General features: G+C 32.9%; 16 protein-coding genes. 14 read left to right on the top strand and 2 right to left on the bottom strand.

Translation table 11 applies throughout. From position 1 onward, the window contains the following. Positions 1 to 27: 27 nt before the first annotated feature. Positions 28 to 321, bottom strand: a complete 294-nt coding sequence (locus ACSBO6_RS17195) for a hypothetical protein (protein ID WP_498843714.1) — start codon at positions 319 to 321, stop codon at positions 28 to 30. A gap of 317 nt (positions 322 to 638) precedes the next feature. Between ACSBO6_RS17195 and ACSBO6_RS17190 the strand changes: the two genes are divergently transcribed. Continuing rightward, positions 639 to 899 (top strand): DUF1292 domain-containing protein, encoded by a 261-nt coding sequence (locus tag ACSBO6_RS17190; protein WP_098847560.1) that lies wholly within the window; start codon positions 639 to 641, stop codon positions 897 to 899. 213 nt (positions 900 to 1,112) lie between these two features. Next, the gene (locus tag ACSBO6_RS17185) at positions 1,113 to 2,321 is read left to right on the top strand and encodes a dicarboxylate/amino acid:cation symporter (protein ID WP_098847562.1); all 1,209 of its coding nucleotides are present in this window, start codon (positions 1,113 to 1,115) and stop codon (positions 2,319 to 2,321) included. Between the two features lie 131 nt (positions 2,322 to 2,452). On the opposite strand, the gene ACSBO6_RS17180 is transcribed toward ACSBO6_RS17185, so the two are convergent. Next, positions 2,453 to 3,568 (bottom strand): aminopeptidase, encoded by a 1,116-nt coding sequence (locus ACSBO6_RS17180; RefSeq protein ID WP_098847564.1) that lies wholly within the window; start codon positions 3,566 to 3,568, stop codon positions 2,453 to 2,455. A 199-nt stretch (positions 3,569 to 3,767) separates the two neighbouring features. Here ACSBO6_RS17180 and ACSBO6_RS17175 point away from each other — a divergent pair, with 199 nt between their 5' ends. The 12 genes from ACSBO6_RS17175 (at position 3,768) to ACSBO6_RS17120 (ending at position 16,991) form a co-directional block, all read left to right on the top strand. Further along, on the top strand, positions 3,768 to 4,265 hold the full coding sequence (locus tag ACSBO6_RS17175; protein WP_098847567.1) for a DUF948 domain-containing protein: 498 nt from the start codon (positions 3,768 to 3,770) through the stop codon (positions 4,263 to 4,265). Then, positions 4,231 to 4,560, top strand: coding sequence for a bacillithiol system redox-active protein YtxJ (gene ytxJ / locus ACSBO6_RS17170; RefSeq protein WP_098847570.1), 330 nt, complete (start codon positions 4,231 to 4,233; stop codon positions 4,558 to 4,560). The genes ACSBO6_RS17175 and ytxJ overlap by 35 nt, the downstream gene beginning before the upstream one ends. 331 nt (positions 4,561 to 4,891) lie before the next feature. Next, positions 4,892 to 6,172, top strand: coding sequence for a type 2 periplasmic-binding domain-containing protein (locus ACSBO6_RS17165; protein ID WP_098847572.1), 1,281 nt, complete (start codon positions 4,892 to 4,894; stop codon positions 6,170 to 6,172). A gap of 137 nt (positions 6,173 to 6,309) precedes the next feature. Next, positions 6,310 to 7,206, top strand: coding sequence for a carbohydrate ABC transporter permease (locus ACSBO6_RS17160; RefSeq protein ID WP_098847575.1), 897 nt, complete (start codon positions 6,310 to 6,312; stop codon positions 7,204 to 7,206). Positions 7,207 to 7,222: 16 nt separating this feature from the next. Beyond that, entirely contained in the window at positions 7,223 to 8,053 is an 831-nt protein-coding gene (locus ACSBO6_RS17155; protein ID WP_098847578.1) for a carbohydrate ABC transporter permease, read from the top strand. A gap of 48 nt (positions 8,054 to 8,101) precedes the next feature. After that, entirely contained in the window at positions 8,102 to 9,046 is a 945-nt protein-coding gene (locus tag ACSBO6_RS17150; protein WP_498843713.1) for a glycoside hydrolase family 43 protein, read from the top strand. A 56-nt stretch (positions 9,047 to 9,102) separates the two neighbouring features. Continuing rightward, a complete protein-coding gene (locus ACSBO6_RS17145; RefSeq protein ID WP_498843712.1) occupies positions 9,103 to 10,086 on the top strand; it encodes a LacI family DNA-binding transcriptional regulator in 984 nt (327 codons plus the stop codon). A gap of 205 nt (positions 10,087 to 10,291) precedes the next feature. Continuing rightward, on the top strand, positions 10,292 to 12,088 hold the full coding sequence (locus ACSBO6_RS17140; protein WP_498843711.1) for a glycoside hydrolase family 2 protein: 1,797 nt from the start codon (positions 10,292 to 10,294) through the stop codon (positions 12,086 to 12,088). Positions 12,089 to 12,233: 145 nt separating this feature from the next. Next, positions 12,234 to 13,415, top strand: coding sequence for a galactokinase (locus tag ACSBO6_RS17135; protein WP_098847590.1), 1,182 nt, complete (start codon positions 12,234 to 12,236; stop codon positions 13,413 to 13,415). Beyond that, positions 13,412 to 14,401, top strand: a complete 990-nt coding sequence (gene galE, locus ACSBO6_RS17130; RefSeq protein WP_098847593.1) for a UDP-glucose 4-epimerase GalE — start codon at positions 13,412 to 13,414, stop codon at positions 14,399 to 14,401. Before ACSBO6_RS17135 ends, galE begins: the two co-directional genes overlap by 4 nt. Positions 14,402 to 14,413: 12 nt before the next feature. Then, entirely contained in the window at positions 14,414 to 15,907 is a 1,494-nt protein-coding gene (locus ACSBO6_RS17125; protein WP_098847596.1) for a UDP-glucose--hexose-1-phosphate uridylyltransferase, read from the top strand. 13 nt (positions 15,908 to 15,920) lie between these two features. Beyond that, positions 15,921 to 16,991 (top strand): aldose epimerase family protein, encoded by a 1,071-nt coding sequence (locus tag ACSBO6_RS17120; protein ID WP_098847599.1) that lies wholly within the window; start codon positions 15,921 to 15,923, stop codon positions 16,989 to 16,991. Positions 16,992 to 17,013: the final 22 nt, after the last annotated feature.

Genomic DNA, 17,013 nt, shown 5'->3' with positions numbered 1-17,013 from the left:
TAGCTAATAAGCTATTTATCTCTTTTTTCATACAACACTAGTAGATTGTAGTTCCTTTAATTGTCTAACAGTAATACTGTATTTTGTGCGTATAGCTTCTAATTCCATAATAGCAACATCAATGTATTCAGGATCGGCATAAATAAAATTAATTTCTTTTAGCTCTAATAGTTTTTGTAAACTTCTTAACTCATTATGTAAAATTTGTGATGGCGTTTCATCAATTAGTTGGTTTTTAGTAAAACGTTGAAAGAATGATTTAAAATGAACAGATTTTTTTCTAGTTACTATTTGTTCTTGACCCGTTATTAATTTTGACATTCAGTAATCCTCCCTAAATATAGAAATTCTCTACTATTTGAAGACATTGAGCTTGTCCAACTTAATAAACTTGAAAGAAACATAAGAATTGGTTGTTCTAAATCTTATTACAACATTGGTAAAAATATACATGAAATTGTTTAAAAAATTTTTTACTAAAATTGATTCTCCAGAAATAGATGGTTTAAAAGTAGAACGATTTAGAAATGCTTTAAGTGTGTTTACAATTTAACGTTTTGCATCTTTCTGTTACACTAAGGGAACATAAGGGTTTGTCTTTATGCAAAATGAATTTGAAATAAGTGAGGTAAAGAGTTATGGAAAAGATTGAAGTAGGCGAAATTCTTACACTTAGCTATGATGAAGGGGACGAGCAAGATTACGAAGTACTAGGCTCAATTACGATTGAAGGTCATGAATACATAGCAGTAGGTTTACTAGAAGAAGTTGAAAAAGAGAGTGAAGAGGATATTGACGTTTTCTTCCTAAAAGTCGAAGAAGATGGCGAGTTTTATGATATAGAAACAGAAGAAGAGTTTGAAAAAGTTTCAGCTGCTTTTGATGAAGTCTTACGATAATAAGATTAGAAAAAGTAGGATTAAAGGATTGGTATAAGGACAAAAGGTATAGGAAGTATTTCGTAATTTTAATACAAAAAGAACACTTGTAGATACTACAAAGTGTTCTTTTTGTATGTTTATGTAGTAATATGTAGGTTTTATAAAAAAATGGAGTACAAACTATAAAATTTTCGGTATACTACAAATAGCAATTATTTTAGGAGGAAGCTTATGAAATTTTCATTTAGAAATTACGCTTTCCCTTTGATTTTACTAAGTAGTATCATCATAGGTTCAGTCATCGGTTATAATAATGAAGGCGTAGGATTGGCCCTTAAACCAATAGGGGATTTATTTTTAAATTTATTATTCGTAGTAGTTGTACCGCTTGTGTTTTTCTCTGTAGCCTCAAGCTTTGCAAATGGTGGGGGAGAAAAATTCGGTAAGATTATGCGAAATATGTCAGGGGTATTTTTATTCACTGGTATTATTGCAGCGATCATCATGCTTGTTGTTATGAAAATGTATCCACCTGCACTAGGGGTTCACATCCCAATTGTTAAACCGGATGCAGCTGAAAAAGTTTCAGTGGCAGAGCAAATTGTAAATACGTTTACGGTTAATGACTTCTCTGGTTTATTTACTAGAAGCAATATGTTAGCAATCATCGTTTTTGCCGTATTAGTTGGTTTAGCTACAAATAAAGCTGGCGATAAAGCAGACATCGTCAAAAAATTATTATCAAGTGCTAATGTAGTCATCATGAATATGGTTAACTATATTATGTATCTTGCACCAGTTGGTCTTGGAGCTTACTTTGCTTATCTTGTTCCAACATACGGTAAGGAATTAATAGGTTCATATGAACGAGTTTTTGTTTTATATTATGTAACTGCTATTCTATTTTATTTTATAGTTTATAGTATTATTGCTTATATGGCCGGTGGTAGTTATGGATTTAAAATTTATTGGAAAAATGTATTGCCTTCAACGTTAACTTCTTTAGGAACTTGTAGCAGTGCAGCAACGATTCCAACAAATTTTGAATCAGCAGAAAAAATGGGCGTATCTAAAAATATTAGAGAGACTGTTATTCCTTTAGCTAGTGCACTTCACAAAGATGGTTCTGTTCTAGGTGGAGTTGTAAAAATTGCTTTTGCTTTTGGTGTATTTGGAATGAATTTCTCTGGTTTGAATATTTATCTTGTTACAATTGGTATTGCATTACTAGTTGGTATGGTAATGGGAGCAATTCCGAATGGTGGAATGATCGGGGAAATGTTAATTCTTTCTCTGTTTGGTTTACCAGTAGAATCTTTACCAATTCTTGCTGCAATTAGTACGATTATTGACCCACCTGCAACAATGTTAAATGCAACAGGTGATTTATCTGTAAGTATGTTAGTTGAGAGACTGACTAACGGGAAAAAGGCTGCATAAAAACAAAACGAAGACTGGGAATCTCCCAGTCTTTTATTTTTTACGGTTCAGTCATATACGTTTGACCAATTTATATTTCAACACTCTAAAAAAGAACACATAGCTAAATATGTGTTCTCTTTTTCTAAAAATTATTTTAAATTTTCAGGGTTTAAACCTTTTAATTCTTCGATTACGAAAAGACCATCTTTACGGATTAAAACGTCATCGAAATAGATTTCTCCTCCACCGTATTCAGGGCGTTGGATACAAACCATATCCCAGTGGATGTTTGAGTTGTTGCCGTTGTATGCTTCATCATAAGCTTGACCTGGTGTAAAGTGGAAGCTTCCGTCGATTTTTTCATCGAATAAGATGTCTCCCATTGGGTGTAAGATGTAAGGGTTTACACCAATTGCGAATTCACCGATATAACGTGCACCTTCATCTGTATCAAAGATTTTGTTGATACGCTCAGTGTCATTAGCAGTTGCTTCAACAATTTTACCATCTTTGAATTTAAGTTGAACATTTTCAAAAGTAAATCCATTGTTAGGAGATGGCGTATTATAAGAAAGTGTACCATTTACTGAATTACGAACAGGCGCTGTGAATACTTCACCATCTGGAATATTCATTTCACCAGCACATTTAATAGCTGGGATATCTTTAATTGAGAATGTAAGATCAGTTCCTGGACCTTTAATTTGAACTTTATCTGTACGGTTCATTAATTCAACAAGAGCATCCATTGCTTTGTCCATTTTACCGTAATCTAAATTACATACATCAAAATAGAAATCTTCAAATGCTTCAGTGCTCATTTTTGCTGATTGAGCCATTGAATCAGTTGGGTAACGTAGTACAACCCACTTTGTTTTTGGAACACGGATTGCTCTATGTACTTTTTGACCTACAGTTTTACCATGGATCTTAGTTTTTTCATCTGGTACATCAGAAAGTTCATTAATATTAACACCTGAACGTAAACCGATATAAGCGTCCATATCTTTCATTACATTTGCTTCATATTCCGCTATTTTATTAAAGTGTTCTTCAGTAGCACCCATTAATAATGCACGATCTACTTTATGATCCTTGATTGATACGAATGGAAAACCACCAGCAGCATAAGCTTCTTTAACTAAAGCTGTAACTAATTCTGTTTCTAGCTTAAAGTTTTCAATTAAGATTTTTTCTCCTGGTTGCAATTTTACAGAGTAATTGATTAAGTTTTTAGCTAATTTTGAAATACGTGGATCTTTCATTGAAAATTCCCTCCAATAATTATAACTATATACCTATTGTAAACTATTTAGTCTATTTTGTTTACTAAAGTATTCTTTTTTTACTAAAGAATTTGAAAACTTGTTTTACGACAAGTTTAGTGTTTGGTAAAATTTGTAGTATAATACGAAATAAGTGATTAAATTTGTGGAAGGCTATTAATGAAAGGGGTTTTTTCGAATGGATTTAATTTCTATTAGTGCATTAATTGCAGCAGTTGCATTTGTGATCTTAGTAGTATTTATTAGTCGTACTTTATTCCGACTAGAAAGGGTATTTAGAGGTGTAGAGTCTACTATTGCTGAAACACAAAAAGATTTACATAATGTTTGTGTTGAAGCCGTTCAATTAGTACATACTTCGAATCATTTAGCAAACGAGGCTAAAATTTTTGTGAATAATTCGAATGAACTTACGAAAGATATGCGTGAACGAGCAAAATCCCTTGATGTATTAGCTAAATCAGTCGAAGAAGTCGGAGTTACAATCTCAGAAATGAATGAAATAGTAAGAGATACTGCTAATAATGTATCGAATACCGTAAAAGTTAGCACTGAAAAAATGTCCCAATGGGCTAATTGGGGAAATACAGCAATGGATTTATGGGAAAAGTACAAAACGAGACGTGAGGGAAAAAAGCGAAATGGTAAATCGAATATCAACGATTCAACAGTTTGATGAACTAATTAACAACGAAGAGAAATTTGTATTTTTAAAGCATAGTACAACATGCCCAATTAGTCATGCAGCTTATACTGAATTTTTAGCATTTGCATCTGCATATGAGAATGTACCATTATATTTTTTACAAGTTCAAGATGACCGAGAATTGTCTAATTATATTGCTGAGAAAACAGCCATTAAACATGAATCTCCTCAATTATTTATTTTTGAAAATGGAGAAGCGGTTTATAATATTTCTCATTTTTCAATTAAGAAAGATGAAATTGAAAAAGCATTTTCAAAAAAATAATTCTCATTCATTTTATTACAAAAAGAACTCCGATTGGTAATTGGGGTTCTTTTTGTTTGGCTCTTTTTATGACGAGTAAGATAAGTAGAAATAGTAGATGTTCTTATGAGGAAATTTTAATAAACTTCTTCAATCTAATAGCTGTAAGTCCTGAACTGCCTTTAAGAACCGAACCTCATTATTCAAAAAAACAGATAAATTATTTACTAAAAGTGAGTTAAAAATTTTAGTTAAAATTTTAGTAAAATATATTGACTGTAAATTGAGAATATACTATCCTTACCTTGAAGGCGCTTTCAGAATTGTGCTAATAAAAGGAAGGAGAAACAAAATGAAAATCTCAAAGATATTTGCTTTAGTAGTTTCAATATTTTTAGTGCTTGCTGGTTGCTCTGGCGGTAAATCTACAAGTACAGATGCAAACACAAATGGTGATGGTAAAGTAAAGATTTCCTTTATTAATGGATTTACTGGTGGAGATGGTATTTATATGAAAAAAATTACTGACGCTTTCAACGCCTCTCAAGATAAGTATGTTGTTACAGAGTTACAAGAAAAAGATCATTATACTAAGTTTAAATCAGGTGATTATGACCTTGTTGTAATCCACGGAAATAACCTTAAAACATATATACAAGATGGACTAATTCAAGATATTATGCCAGTTTTGGATAAAGCTGGAATAAAAGAAACAGACTTCCATAAAGCCGGAATAGATATTGTAAAAATAGATGGTGAAATTATGGCAGTACCGCTGGATATTCATCCGTTAACAATGTTCTACAATAAAGAGTTGGTTAAAGAAGCTCCAAAAACATATCAAGATTTACTAAAAATAAATACAACACTTCAAGCAGAGAATAAAGATCTTTATGCTCTTGGAGTTCCTTCAAGTGGATTAGTTGAATTCTACATGCATATGATTGCTGTTCAAAATGGTATTGAATTAAAAGAAGGGAATCAATTAAATTTTGCTCAGTCTAAGTATGCAGATGCACTAATGAAGTTTCATGATATGGTTTGGCAAGATAAAGTGTCTCCATCCGGTTTAGGAACAGACGGTGAATTCCAAACTTTCATGAAGGAAGCAAAGGGTGGGAAAGCTTATCAAACGGCTGTAGCACTTACTGGTCCTTGGTTCTATGGTGCAGCTAAAGAAAAGTATGGAGAAAACTTAGGAGTGGCTCCAATTCCTCAGATTGGCACAAAATTAGCTGCTTATGGAAATGCACATACAATTGCTTTATCTTCAAAAGTAAAAGACGAAAAGGTTTTAGCTGGTATTTCCGAATACTTGAAATTTATGTTTACTCCTGAAAACTTAATTCATTGGGCTGAAGGTGGACAAGCTCCAGTACATCTTGCTACGCTAGAAAAAATTAAGGCTGAGCCAGATAAGTATGAAATTGCTTATCAAAATTCTCAACAATTTGATAACTATGTGAGTCCACCAGCAGTATATCAATTTGGTGAACAAATGAGATATATGAATGAAACAGTATTTAGTAAACTAGTGAAAACTAAAGATCTTACAAAGGAAGATTTAATGAAAGAATTAAAAAAAGCAACAAAAAAGGCTAAACAGATCGCAGATACAGCACCAAAAAAGTAAAACTGTACGAAGAATGACTCTTGTATAAAAACGGGGTCATTCTTTCTGCTAATCTGGTAAATTCATTATACGGTGGTATTTAACATTGATCATTTAATAGAATGAGTGAATATTAGGGTTCACATTGGAGGGCAAATATGTATAAAGGAGCATCTTATAGGATTTGGTCATTGCTAATGGTTTCCCCTTTTGTAATTTTATTTTTACTATTTTGGGCGATTCCGTTGGTTTTTGGAGTTTGGATAAGCTTACACAATTGGAATATATCTTCAGGGAACTTGGGGTTTAATGGCCTAGAAAACTATATTGCTATTCTTACACCGGATACAATTTATAATGAATTATTTATAAAAGGTTTAAAGAACACTCTTTATTTTGTAGTACTTAGTGTTCCGCCGCTAGTTATCATTAGTTTAGGGCTCGCGCTTATTATTGATAAACTCCCAAAAAAATTTAAAGGGATTTACCGTACAATCTTTTTTATTTCATACTCAGTTTCTGTTACAGCAGTATCGTCGATATTTCTTTGGTTACTCAATAATAACGGAGGCTATGTAAATAATGTACTTTTGAATATTGGTGTAATAAAGGAGCCAATCAATTGGTTAGGTGCCCAGCCATTTGCGTGGATTGGAGTATTAATCGCTACCATTTGGTGGTCAATTGGATTTAATATGATGCTATTTATTAATGCATTAGACGAAGTTGATTCTTCATTATATGAGGCAGCAGATTTAGATGGTGCGGGTAATTGGGCGAAATTCATCTATATTACTTTACCACAAATAAAAAATGTTGCTTTCTTTATTCTAATAATGACAGTGATTGCTTCCTTTAATCTATATGGACAAACAAAGTTAATTACTGCCGGTGGTCCTGAACAATCAACGAATACACTGATCATGAATATTCAAACATCGGTATTTGGTATGAATCAACTTGGTATCGGTTCATCAATGGCAATTCTCATGGGATTAATTATGATGGTTATTACTGGAATTCAATATTGGGTTTCTTATCGAAAGAAAGATTAAAAAGGAAGTGATAAAAATGAGTAAAACTACAAAGAAAGCACTCCCAATTCTTATTATAGCGACTATAATAGCTATTTTATTTCTTTTACCACTAGTATGGATGATTTTTACATCTTTTAAAACGTTAAGCGAGTCAATGTCAAGTTCTAGTATTTTACCAACGACTTGGACAATTGAAAATTATACAAGTATTTTTAGTACGGTATCAGATACGCCAATCTTAAAATGGTTGTTCAATACAGCTTTTATTACAATTATTGGCACAATTTTAGTAGTATTCGTGGATATTCTAGCGGCCTATGCACTAGCAAGATTAAATGTTCCTGGTAAAAAGCTTATTATGGGAATGATCTTTTTTTCGCTAGCAGTTCCTGGAATTGTCACTCTTTTTCCTGCATTTTATATGTTTAAGTCTTTCAATCTATTAGATTCGTTTATCCCTTTAATTCTTCCATATTCCGCAAGCACAATGGGAGTATTTTTAATATATAATTTTCTAATTTCATTTCCAAAAGATTTAGAAGAAGCAGCTCATATTGATGGAGCAACTCAGTGGCAAATTCTTTTTCATGTAATATTTCCTACGATTAAACCTGTTGCGATGACGTTAGGTGTTATTACGTTCTTAGCAATTTATAATGACTTCCTATGGCCTTCTTTAGTAACAAGCTCAAATGAAATGAAAACTATTACACTAGGGGTCGCAACACTAATTCAAGGATCGAATTTTGTTAATCCTGCCAAAATGATGGCATCGACCGTAATCGCAACAATCCCTGGGATAATTGTTTTCTTAATTGCGAATAAATACATTGTAAAAAGCGTTACAAATACCGGTATTAAATAGAAGAATGAGATAATAGTAGTAGTTTATTAAAATCAAAAGGAGAAGAATATGAAAACAGGATTTCGAACAATTAATAAATATAAAACTGATATGATTCATATGAGAGATCCTTTTATCTTTACATATCCTAAAGAGCAAAAGTATTATCTATATGGAACAACCTTTGCAGATGGCTGTGGTGATAAAGATCCAGTATTTGAAGTATTTGTCAGTGATGATCTAGAAGAATGGGAAGGTCCATATGTGGCATTTAATCCACCAAAGGGTTTTTGGGGAGTTAGACATTACTGGGCTCCTGAAGTTTTTGAAATAGACGGTTTATTTTATATGTTTGCATCGTTTAAAGGTGGCATTGGTGAGCATCGTGGTACTGGTATTCTAGTAGCAGAACATCCAGCAGGTCCTTATATTCCTCATAGTGAAGGGTCTATTACTCCAAAAGACTGGGAATGCTTAGATGGAACGTATTATGAAGATGATATTGGTGAACATTGGATGGTTTTTTGTCACGAATGGACCCAATTATATGAAGGTAGAATAAAAGCGGTAAGATTGTCCGAGGATTTAAAAAAATCGGTTGGTGAGCCAATTGAAATATTAAATGCTGCAGATATGCCGTGGATTCGTCATTTTGGCGATCCAAGAATTGAAAAAGAGGGATATTTAACCGACGCACCTTTTATGTATAAAGCTAATAATGGAGAACTAATAATGATGTGGTCTAGTTATTCCATTCCTAACTATGGTGATGTTGGGATGGGGGGATATACAGTAGCGATTGCAAGATCAAAGAATGGTAAGATAATTGGTGAATGGGAACATGACACTAAACTGCTTTTAGATCGAAATGCAGGACATTCTAGTCTTTTTCGTGATTTACAAGGTCAATTATATATTTGCACACATTATCCTGATACTCCTCACGGTGATGAAAGACCTTTGTTTATAAAAATGGTTGAAACAGAAGACGGGATAATGATCGCTGAAAAATGAGAGGATTCTTAATAAGAGAGATCTTTTAAATAGACAAAATTAATAAGGGGTATAATATGGCAACGATTAAAGATATTGCTGAACGCATAGGTGTATCTATTGCTACAGTTTCAAGAGTACTTAATTATGATACAACATTATCAGTAAGTGACGAAACAAAACAAAGAGTATTTGAAGTGGCTGAAGAGCTTTCCTATCGAAAGAAAAATGGAAGACGTCCTACATCTTATAAAATTGCAATTGTACACTGGTATACTGAAAAAGAAGAGTTAGATGATATGTATTATATGTCAATTCGACATGGTGTGGAAACTCAGTGTGATTTACAGAATATCCAAACAACAAAGATGTACATGGATGTTCAAAATACTAATGAAGAATTTCATGGGATTATAGCAATTGGAAAATTTAGTACGAAGCAAGCAGAAGAATTAAGTAAACGAACTGAAAACATTGTATTTGTAGATTCTTCACCTGATGAAGATCGATTTGATTCAGTAGTAAGTAATTTTACTAAGGCTACAGAAAATGTACTTCAATATTTTATTAATCATGGTCATACTAATATTGGGTATATTGGGGGAAAAGAAACATACAAGGATCAGACTTCTGATATCGATGATCCAAGAAGAGTTACTTTTGAGAAGTTCCTATCAGAAAAAGGACTGTATAACGATTCTTCAGTCTATATTGGAACATTCTCTGTAAATGATGGATATAAACTTATGAAGCAAGCAATACAGCAACAAAAAGAAAATTTACCTACTGCGTTTTTTGTTGGTAATGACCCAATTGCAATTGGTGCATTAAAGGCTCTTCATGAGGAAAATATTAAAGTACCTGATAGGGTAAGTATTATTGGGGTAAATGATATAAGTGTTTCCAAATATGTACATCCTCCATTAAGTACAGTTAAAGTTTTTACTGAAATTATGGGGGCAACTGCTGTTGATTTATTATTAGAAAAACTGGCAGATCGACAAGTCGCAAAAAAGGTTTGTATTTCTACTAAATTAGTGATCAGAGAAAGTTGTAACTAGTAAAAAGCACATGATTAGGCCATTATTAGCCAAGTATCATGTGTTTTTTTATTTGCTTCATAATGAAGTTAAAAATTTTAGTTAAATTTTTAGTAAAAACATTGACTGGTTTTTACTTTTTTAATAAAATTAGTTAAAAGCGCTTTCAATAATCTGTAAATAGAAAAATATATTTTTACTAAATGATGATAAGGAGAGATCGTTTATGACCTATCGCTGTGAATATCCAAGACCGCAGTTAGTTCGTAAAGAATGGCTAAACTTAAATGGAACGTGGGGCTTTGCATTTGATGATGATAATGTAGGTTCTAAACAGAAATGGTACAAAAATAATTGTGTTTTCGATAAAGAGATTGAAGTACCATTTGCTTATCAAACGAAACTTAGTGGAATAAATGACAGTGCTTTCCATGATGTTGTTTGGTATAAGAGAGAATTTGAAGTACCCGAAAACTGGAATGGTAAAAATGTCATTTTACATTTTGGTGCGGTAGATTATCGTGCTTGGGTTTACGTAAATGAACAATTCGTTGGGTTCCATGAAGGTGGGAATACAGCATTCCAGTTTGATATTACAAACTCTTTAAAGATTGGTAAACAAACAGTAGTTGTTAAAGTAGAGGATCCTTCAACAGATGAAACGATTCCACGTGGAAAACAATATTGGTTAGAACAATCTGACAGTATCTGGTACACACGTACAACAGGGATTTGGCAAACGGTCTGGCTTGAAACGCTAAATCCCACCCATATTTCAAAGCTACGTTTTACACCAGATGTAGATAAAGGTGAAATTAGTGTTGAATTTGAGATTGAAGGTAATAGTTTAGATAAAGAAGTTCAATTTGAGATTGAATTTAAAGGTCAAAGAGTACTGAAAGATAAAATATTAATTCATGAAAAGTATAATAGGAGATCATTTAGCTTATATAATCAAAAGATTTTTCGTACAAGTTTTCACCATGATGGGTGGAACTGGACACCTGAAAACCCTAACTTATTTGATGTGAAAATTACATTATTTGAAGGGAATAATGAAATAGACGAAATCAAAACTTATTTTGGAATGAGAAAAATTCATACGGAAAACAAAATGATCTATTTGAATAATCGTCCATATTACCAAAAATTAGTTTTAGACCAAGGTTACTGGCCAGATGGATTATTGACTGCACCAACTGATGAAGATTTTAAAAAGGATATTATTCTTTCAAAAGAAATGGGCTTTAATGGTTGTCGTAAGCATCAAAAGGTAGAAGATCCGCGATTTTTATACTGGGCAGATAAACTAGGGTTCCTAGTTTGGGGAGAATGCGCTGCGAGCCCATCTTATAGCGAGGATGCAGCTGCACGGTTAATGAAGGAATGGGTTGAAATAGTTGAAAGAGACTTTAATCACCCATCAATAATTGCTTGGGTACCACTAAATGAAAGCTGGGGCATACCTAATGTTAGAGATAACCGTCAGCAGCAACATCATTCACAGGCAATGTACCATTTAATTCATTCAATTGATCCAACTAGACTTGTTATTTCAAATGATGGCTGGGAACTAACTAAATCAGATATAGTAGCAGTTCATAATTATAATCATGGAAATAAAGACGAAGGTTTCAAATACGAAAGATTTGTAGAGGACCTAGCTAAGGAAGAAACTATTCTTTCTTCAATGCCAGCCAAAAGATCCATATTTGCAAACGGGTTCAATTATGAAGGTGAACCGATATTATTAACAGAGTTTGGAGGAATCGGATACAAAGTTGGTGCTGATGCGGGATGGGGATACACATCAGTAGGAAATGAAGAGGATTTTATTAATGATTATTCAAGAGTTATGAAAGCTGTCTATAGTTCTAACATTTTGCATGGGTATTGCTATACACAATTAACCGATGTTGAACAAGAGATTAATGGATTACTAACTTATACGCGTGAACCAAAATGCAATTTAAAAGAAATTAAAAAAATAAATGATATGTGGCATTCAGAAATTGTTAAGTAATCGATTTTCTGAGATTAATAATTATCTAAAGATCACCCTAATATTACAGGGCTAAAAAGTAAAGAAATTAATAAAAAATAAGTTTAATAGTAAACAAGATAAGAGAATCAATAGAAATTTCGAAGTAAACTTTGGAGGAATTCGTATGGATTTATCATCTTTAAGTAAAAAATTCTCTGATATTTTTGTTATTAGTCATACACGATATTTCTTTGCCCCTGGTCGTATAAATTTAATTGGAGAACATACCGATTATAACGGTGGGAATGTATTTCCATGTGCAATTACATTTGGGACATATGGGCTGGCAAGAAAAAGAGAAGATCGTTTGATAAGGTTGTATTCAATGAACTTCCCAGAAAGTGGAATTATTGAATTCAGCCTCCAAGATTTAAATTACAATAAAGAGCACAATTGGGCGAACTATCCTAAAGGAATAATTAAGTTTCTTTTGGAGGATAACTCCGAGATTAATTCGGGTGTAGACATTTTATTTTACGGTAATATACCGAGTGGAGCTGGATTGTCTTCATCTGCATCAATTGAACTAGTAACTGGTGTGATCATAGATTCTTTGTTTGAGCTAAATATGAATCGCTTAGATTTGGTGAAACTAGGTAAAAAGGTTGAAAATGAATTCATAGGTGTAAACAGCGGGATCATGGATCAATTTGCTATAGGAATGGGCTCAAAAGGTTGTGGAATATTACTAGATTGCCAAACACTAAAATATGAGTATGCACCCGTTCTTCTAGAAAATCACCATCTTATTATTATGAATTCGAATAAAAGGCGAGAATTAGTAAGCTCTAAGTATAATGAGCGTAGAGAAGAGTGTCAACAGGCACTCTCTGATATACAAAAGCATATTAAGGTCGAATCATTAGGACAATTGTCAGAACAAGAGTTTGAATTAGTTAAAGATACGATCAAAAATGAAACGGTTAGAAAAAGAGCAAAACATGCTGTTTATGAAAATCACCGAACATTAAAGGCTTTAAAAGAATTAAAGAATAACAATTTAAAAGTATTTGGAGAGTTAATGAACCAATCACATATCTCTTTGCGTGATGATTATGAAGTTACGGGCATAGAACTTGATACTTTAGTAGAAGCTGCTTGGCAACAACCAGGTGTAATAGGTGCTAGAATGACGGGAGCAGGTTTTGGCGGTTGTGCAATTGCGATTGTAGAGAAAGAATATACTGAAGCATTTCTTAAAAAAGTTGGTATGGCTTACACAGAAAAAATAGGCTATGAAGCTTGTTTTTATATCGCTGGTATTGGCGATGGTGCGAAGGAAATTACAATGGAGGTTCTACAATGAGTATTCTAGTTCTTGGAGGTGCTGGTTATATCGGCTCCCACGCTGTGTATCAATTAATTGATCAAAAATATGATGTTGTAGTCGTTGATAATCTTCAAACAGGTCACCGTAAAGCAATCCATCCCAATGCTAAATTCTATTTTGGAGATATTCGTGATAAAAGTTTTTTACAAAAGGTTTTTGAAAATGAGAAAATAGAAGGCGTTTTACATTTCGCTGCTAACTCGTTAGTGGGGGAATCTATGATTTTGCCTATAAAATATTTTGATAATAATGTTTATGGAACTCAAGTATTGCTTGATGTCATGGTCGAGTACGGTGTGAAAAATATTGTATTCTCTTCAACAGCTGCTACATATGGTGAACAAGAAATTATGCCAATTACCGAGGAAATGGAAACAGTTCCTACAAATGCATATGGAGAAACAAAATTAATGATGGAGAAATTAATGAAATGGTGTGATATTGCCCATGGTATTAAATTTGTTTCTCTAAGATATTTTAATGTTGCTGGTGCTCGATTAACTGGAGAGATTGGTGAAGATCATAGACCAGAGACCCATCTAATTCCTTTAGTACTTCAAGTGGCATTAAATCAGCGTGAATTTATTTCAATTTTTGGCGATGATTATGATACAAGCGATGGAACTTGTATTCGAGATTATATCCACGTTGAAGATTTAATTAATGCACATATTCTTTCGTTACGATATTTGCAAAATGGTGGGGCAAGCAATATTTTCAACCTCGGAAGTAGCCAAGGCTATTCAGTATTAGAGATTATTGAGTCTGCAAGAGAAGTCACCGGACATGAAATTCCTACTAAAATAGTTGAACGAAGAAAAGGAGATCCTAGTAAGTTAATTGCATCCTCTACAAAAGCAATTGAAGTATTAGGTTGGCAACCAAAACACACCTCCATCAAACAGATCATTCAAGATGCTTGGAACTGGCATCGATCAAATATTGATGGATACAATGACTAGGGGTGATTAACTATGAATATCTATGCTTCGATCCAGGGACTGCTGCATCGTGTTATTTCAGAAGAATTAATTCATTCAGAGGATGAGATATACTCCAGAAACAAAATTATGAGTCTATTAGCTTTGGATTCATTTCCTAATCAAGTACCGTTTGATCGGAATAAGGATATTCCGGTTTATCTAGAAGAAATTGCTTCTTATGCTATAAAAGAGGGGTTTATTAAGAATCAGTCTGATGAAATAGAGATTTTTTTAAGTAAGTTGATGGATATATTTTTACCGAGACCCTCAGATTTGAATAATAGATTTTATAAAAAGTATTCAAATGATCCAATAGCAGCTACTAATTATTTTTATAAACTTAGCCAAAATAGTAATTACATTAAAACGAAAGATGTCTCCAAAAATATTAGCTATAAAGTCAATACTAATTATGGTGAATTAGATATCACAATAAACTTATCAAAGCCAGAGAAAGATCCAGTGCAAATTGCTTTTGAGCGAAAAATGAAACCTGCAACAACTACCTATCCAAAATGTCTTTTATGTATCGAAAATGAAGGATTTGTTGGAAGAATTGGGCATCCTGCTCGTTCAAACCATCGAATGGTTCGCGTACATATTAACGACGAGAAATGGCTACTACAATACTCACCTTATGTATATTACAATGAACATTGCATCCTTTTAGCGGATACTCACCGTGATATGAAAATAGATCGTGAAACTTTTACTAGATTACTAGACTTCATAGAAAAATTTCCTCATTATTTCATTGGGTCAAATGCCGATTTACCAATCGTAGGAGGGTCTATTCTCTCACACGATCATTATCAAGGTGGGAATTATGAGTTTGCAATGGCAAAAGCAGTAAATAAATATGAATTTAAGATGAAACGTTTTCCGTTAATATCTGCCTCAATTCTTAAATGGCCAGTGTCTGTCATACGTCTTAGAGGAGTAAATAAAAGCGATCTTATCAGTGCATCAGAGTATATTTTAGATAAATGGAAGAATTATAGTGATCTTGATGTTAATCTCGTCGCGTATACAGGTGAAGTTCGTCATAATACAATTACTCCCATTGCTCGTATCAACAGTGATAAAGAATTTGAAATTGACCTAGTATTACGTAATAACAGAACAAGTGAAGAACACCCATTAGGAATCTTTCACCCGCACGAGGATGTTCACCATATTAAAAAAGAAAATATTGGCTTAATAGAAGTGATGGGGTTAGCTGTCCTACCAGCTAGGCTCGATCGAGAAATTACTGAAATCGAGAAATATTTACTTGGACAAGCAAATGAAATAGAGCCATACCACCTAACTTGGGGCGAAGATATGAAAAATCGTTACGCAGGAAACATTTCAACTCAAACTGTGTCTGATATAGTTCGGAATGAAATAGGTATAAAATTTCTAAGAGCACTAGAACATGCCGGAGTATATAAGTGGGATCAAAAAGGATTCGAAGCATTCATACGATTTATTGATATATTATGAGGAGTTTAAAATCATGAGAGTATATAAGGAGAAGTTTGGAGAGCTAAATGGGAATACAATTTTTGCAAATACAATGATAAATTCTCATGGAATGAAAGTAACCTGTTTAGATTATGGATGTATAATAAACAAAATCATCGTACCTGATAAAAATGGTAAGTTTGAAAATGTCGTTCTTGGGTTTGATTCAATTAATGAATATGTTGAACATTCTCCATATTTTGGAGCGGTAATTGGGCGGGTAGCAGGAAGGATTAATAAAGCTAATTTTGAATTGAATAATCAGGTGTATCAGCTTGCAATTAATAATAAGAGTAATCATCTTCATGGTGGTCTCAAAGGATTTGACAAGGTTATTTGGGATACAGAGATCATAGAAAATAAAGATAAGATTAGTTTTGTTTTTACTTATCAAAGTCTAGATGGTGAAGAAGGTTATCCAGGAAATATAGATATGAAGGTTATCTATACTCTAAACAATAAAAATGAGTTAATCATTACGTATGAAGGAAAATCCGATCAAAGAACATTGTTAAATGTAACAAATCATTCTTATTTTAATTTATCTGGAGATTTAAAAAGAGATGTTCTAAATCATTACTTAATACTAAAAAGTAAACGCTTTGTTGAACTTGATCAGGAATTAATTCCAACCGGAAGATTAATAGATGTTGATAATACACCATTTGATTTTACAGAAGGTAGGAAATTAATTGATGGAGTAGAATCTTCTCATCCTCAAAATATTTTAGCAGGAAATGGATACGATCATCCCTTTCTTTTAGAGGAAAATGATACTGAACAGATTACACTTAGTGATGAAGAGAATGGTCGGGTACTAACGATTGAAACGAATCAACCTGGGGTGGTCCTTTATACTGGAACACAACTTTTAAATAATTTTTCAATCAGAAGCATTCAATCTAGAAAGTATCTAGGACTTTGTCTGGAGACTCAAGGACTTCCTGATTCTATTCATCATGATAATTTTCCAAGCTGTATCCTTGAAAAGGATGAGGATTATCGAGCCTTTACTAAGTTAAAGTTTTTAATTAGTAAGAATAAAAATGATGAAAACGTGTAGGTTATCTACACGTTTTTTTGAA

It is taken from the genome of Bacillus sp. AL-1R, from assembly GCF_052180195.1.
In the GTDB taxonomy this organism is placed as follows: domain Bacteria; phylum Bacillota; class Bacilli; order Bacillales; family Bacillaceae_G; genus Gottfriedia.
The sequence above is the reverse complement of the archived record's forward strand: the minus strand, read 5'-3'. Positions and strand labels throughout refer to the sequence as shown.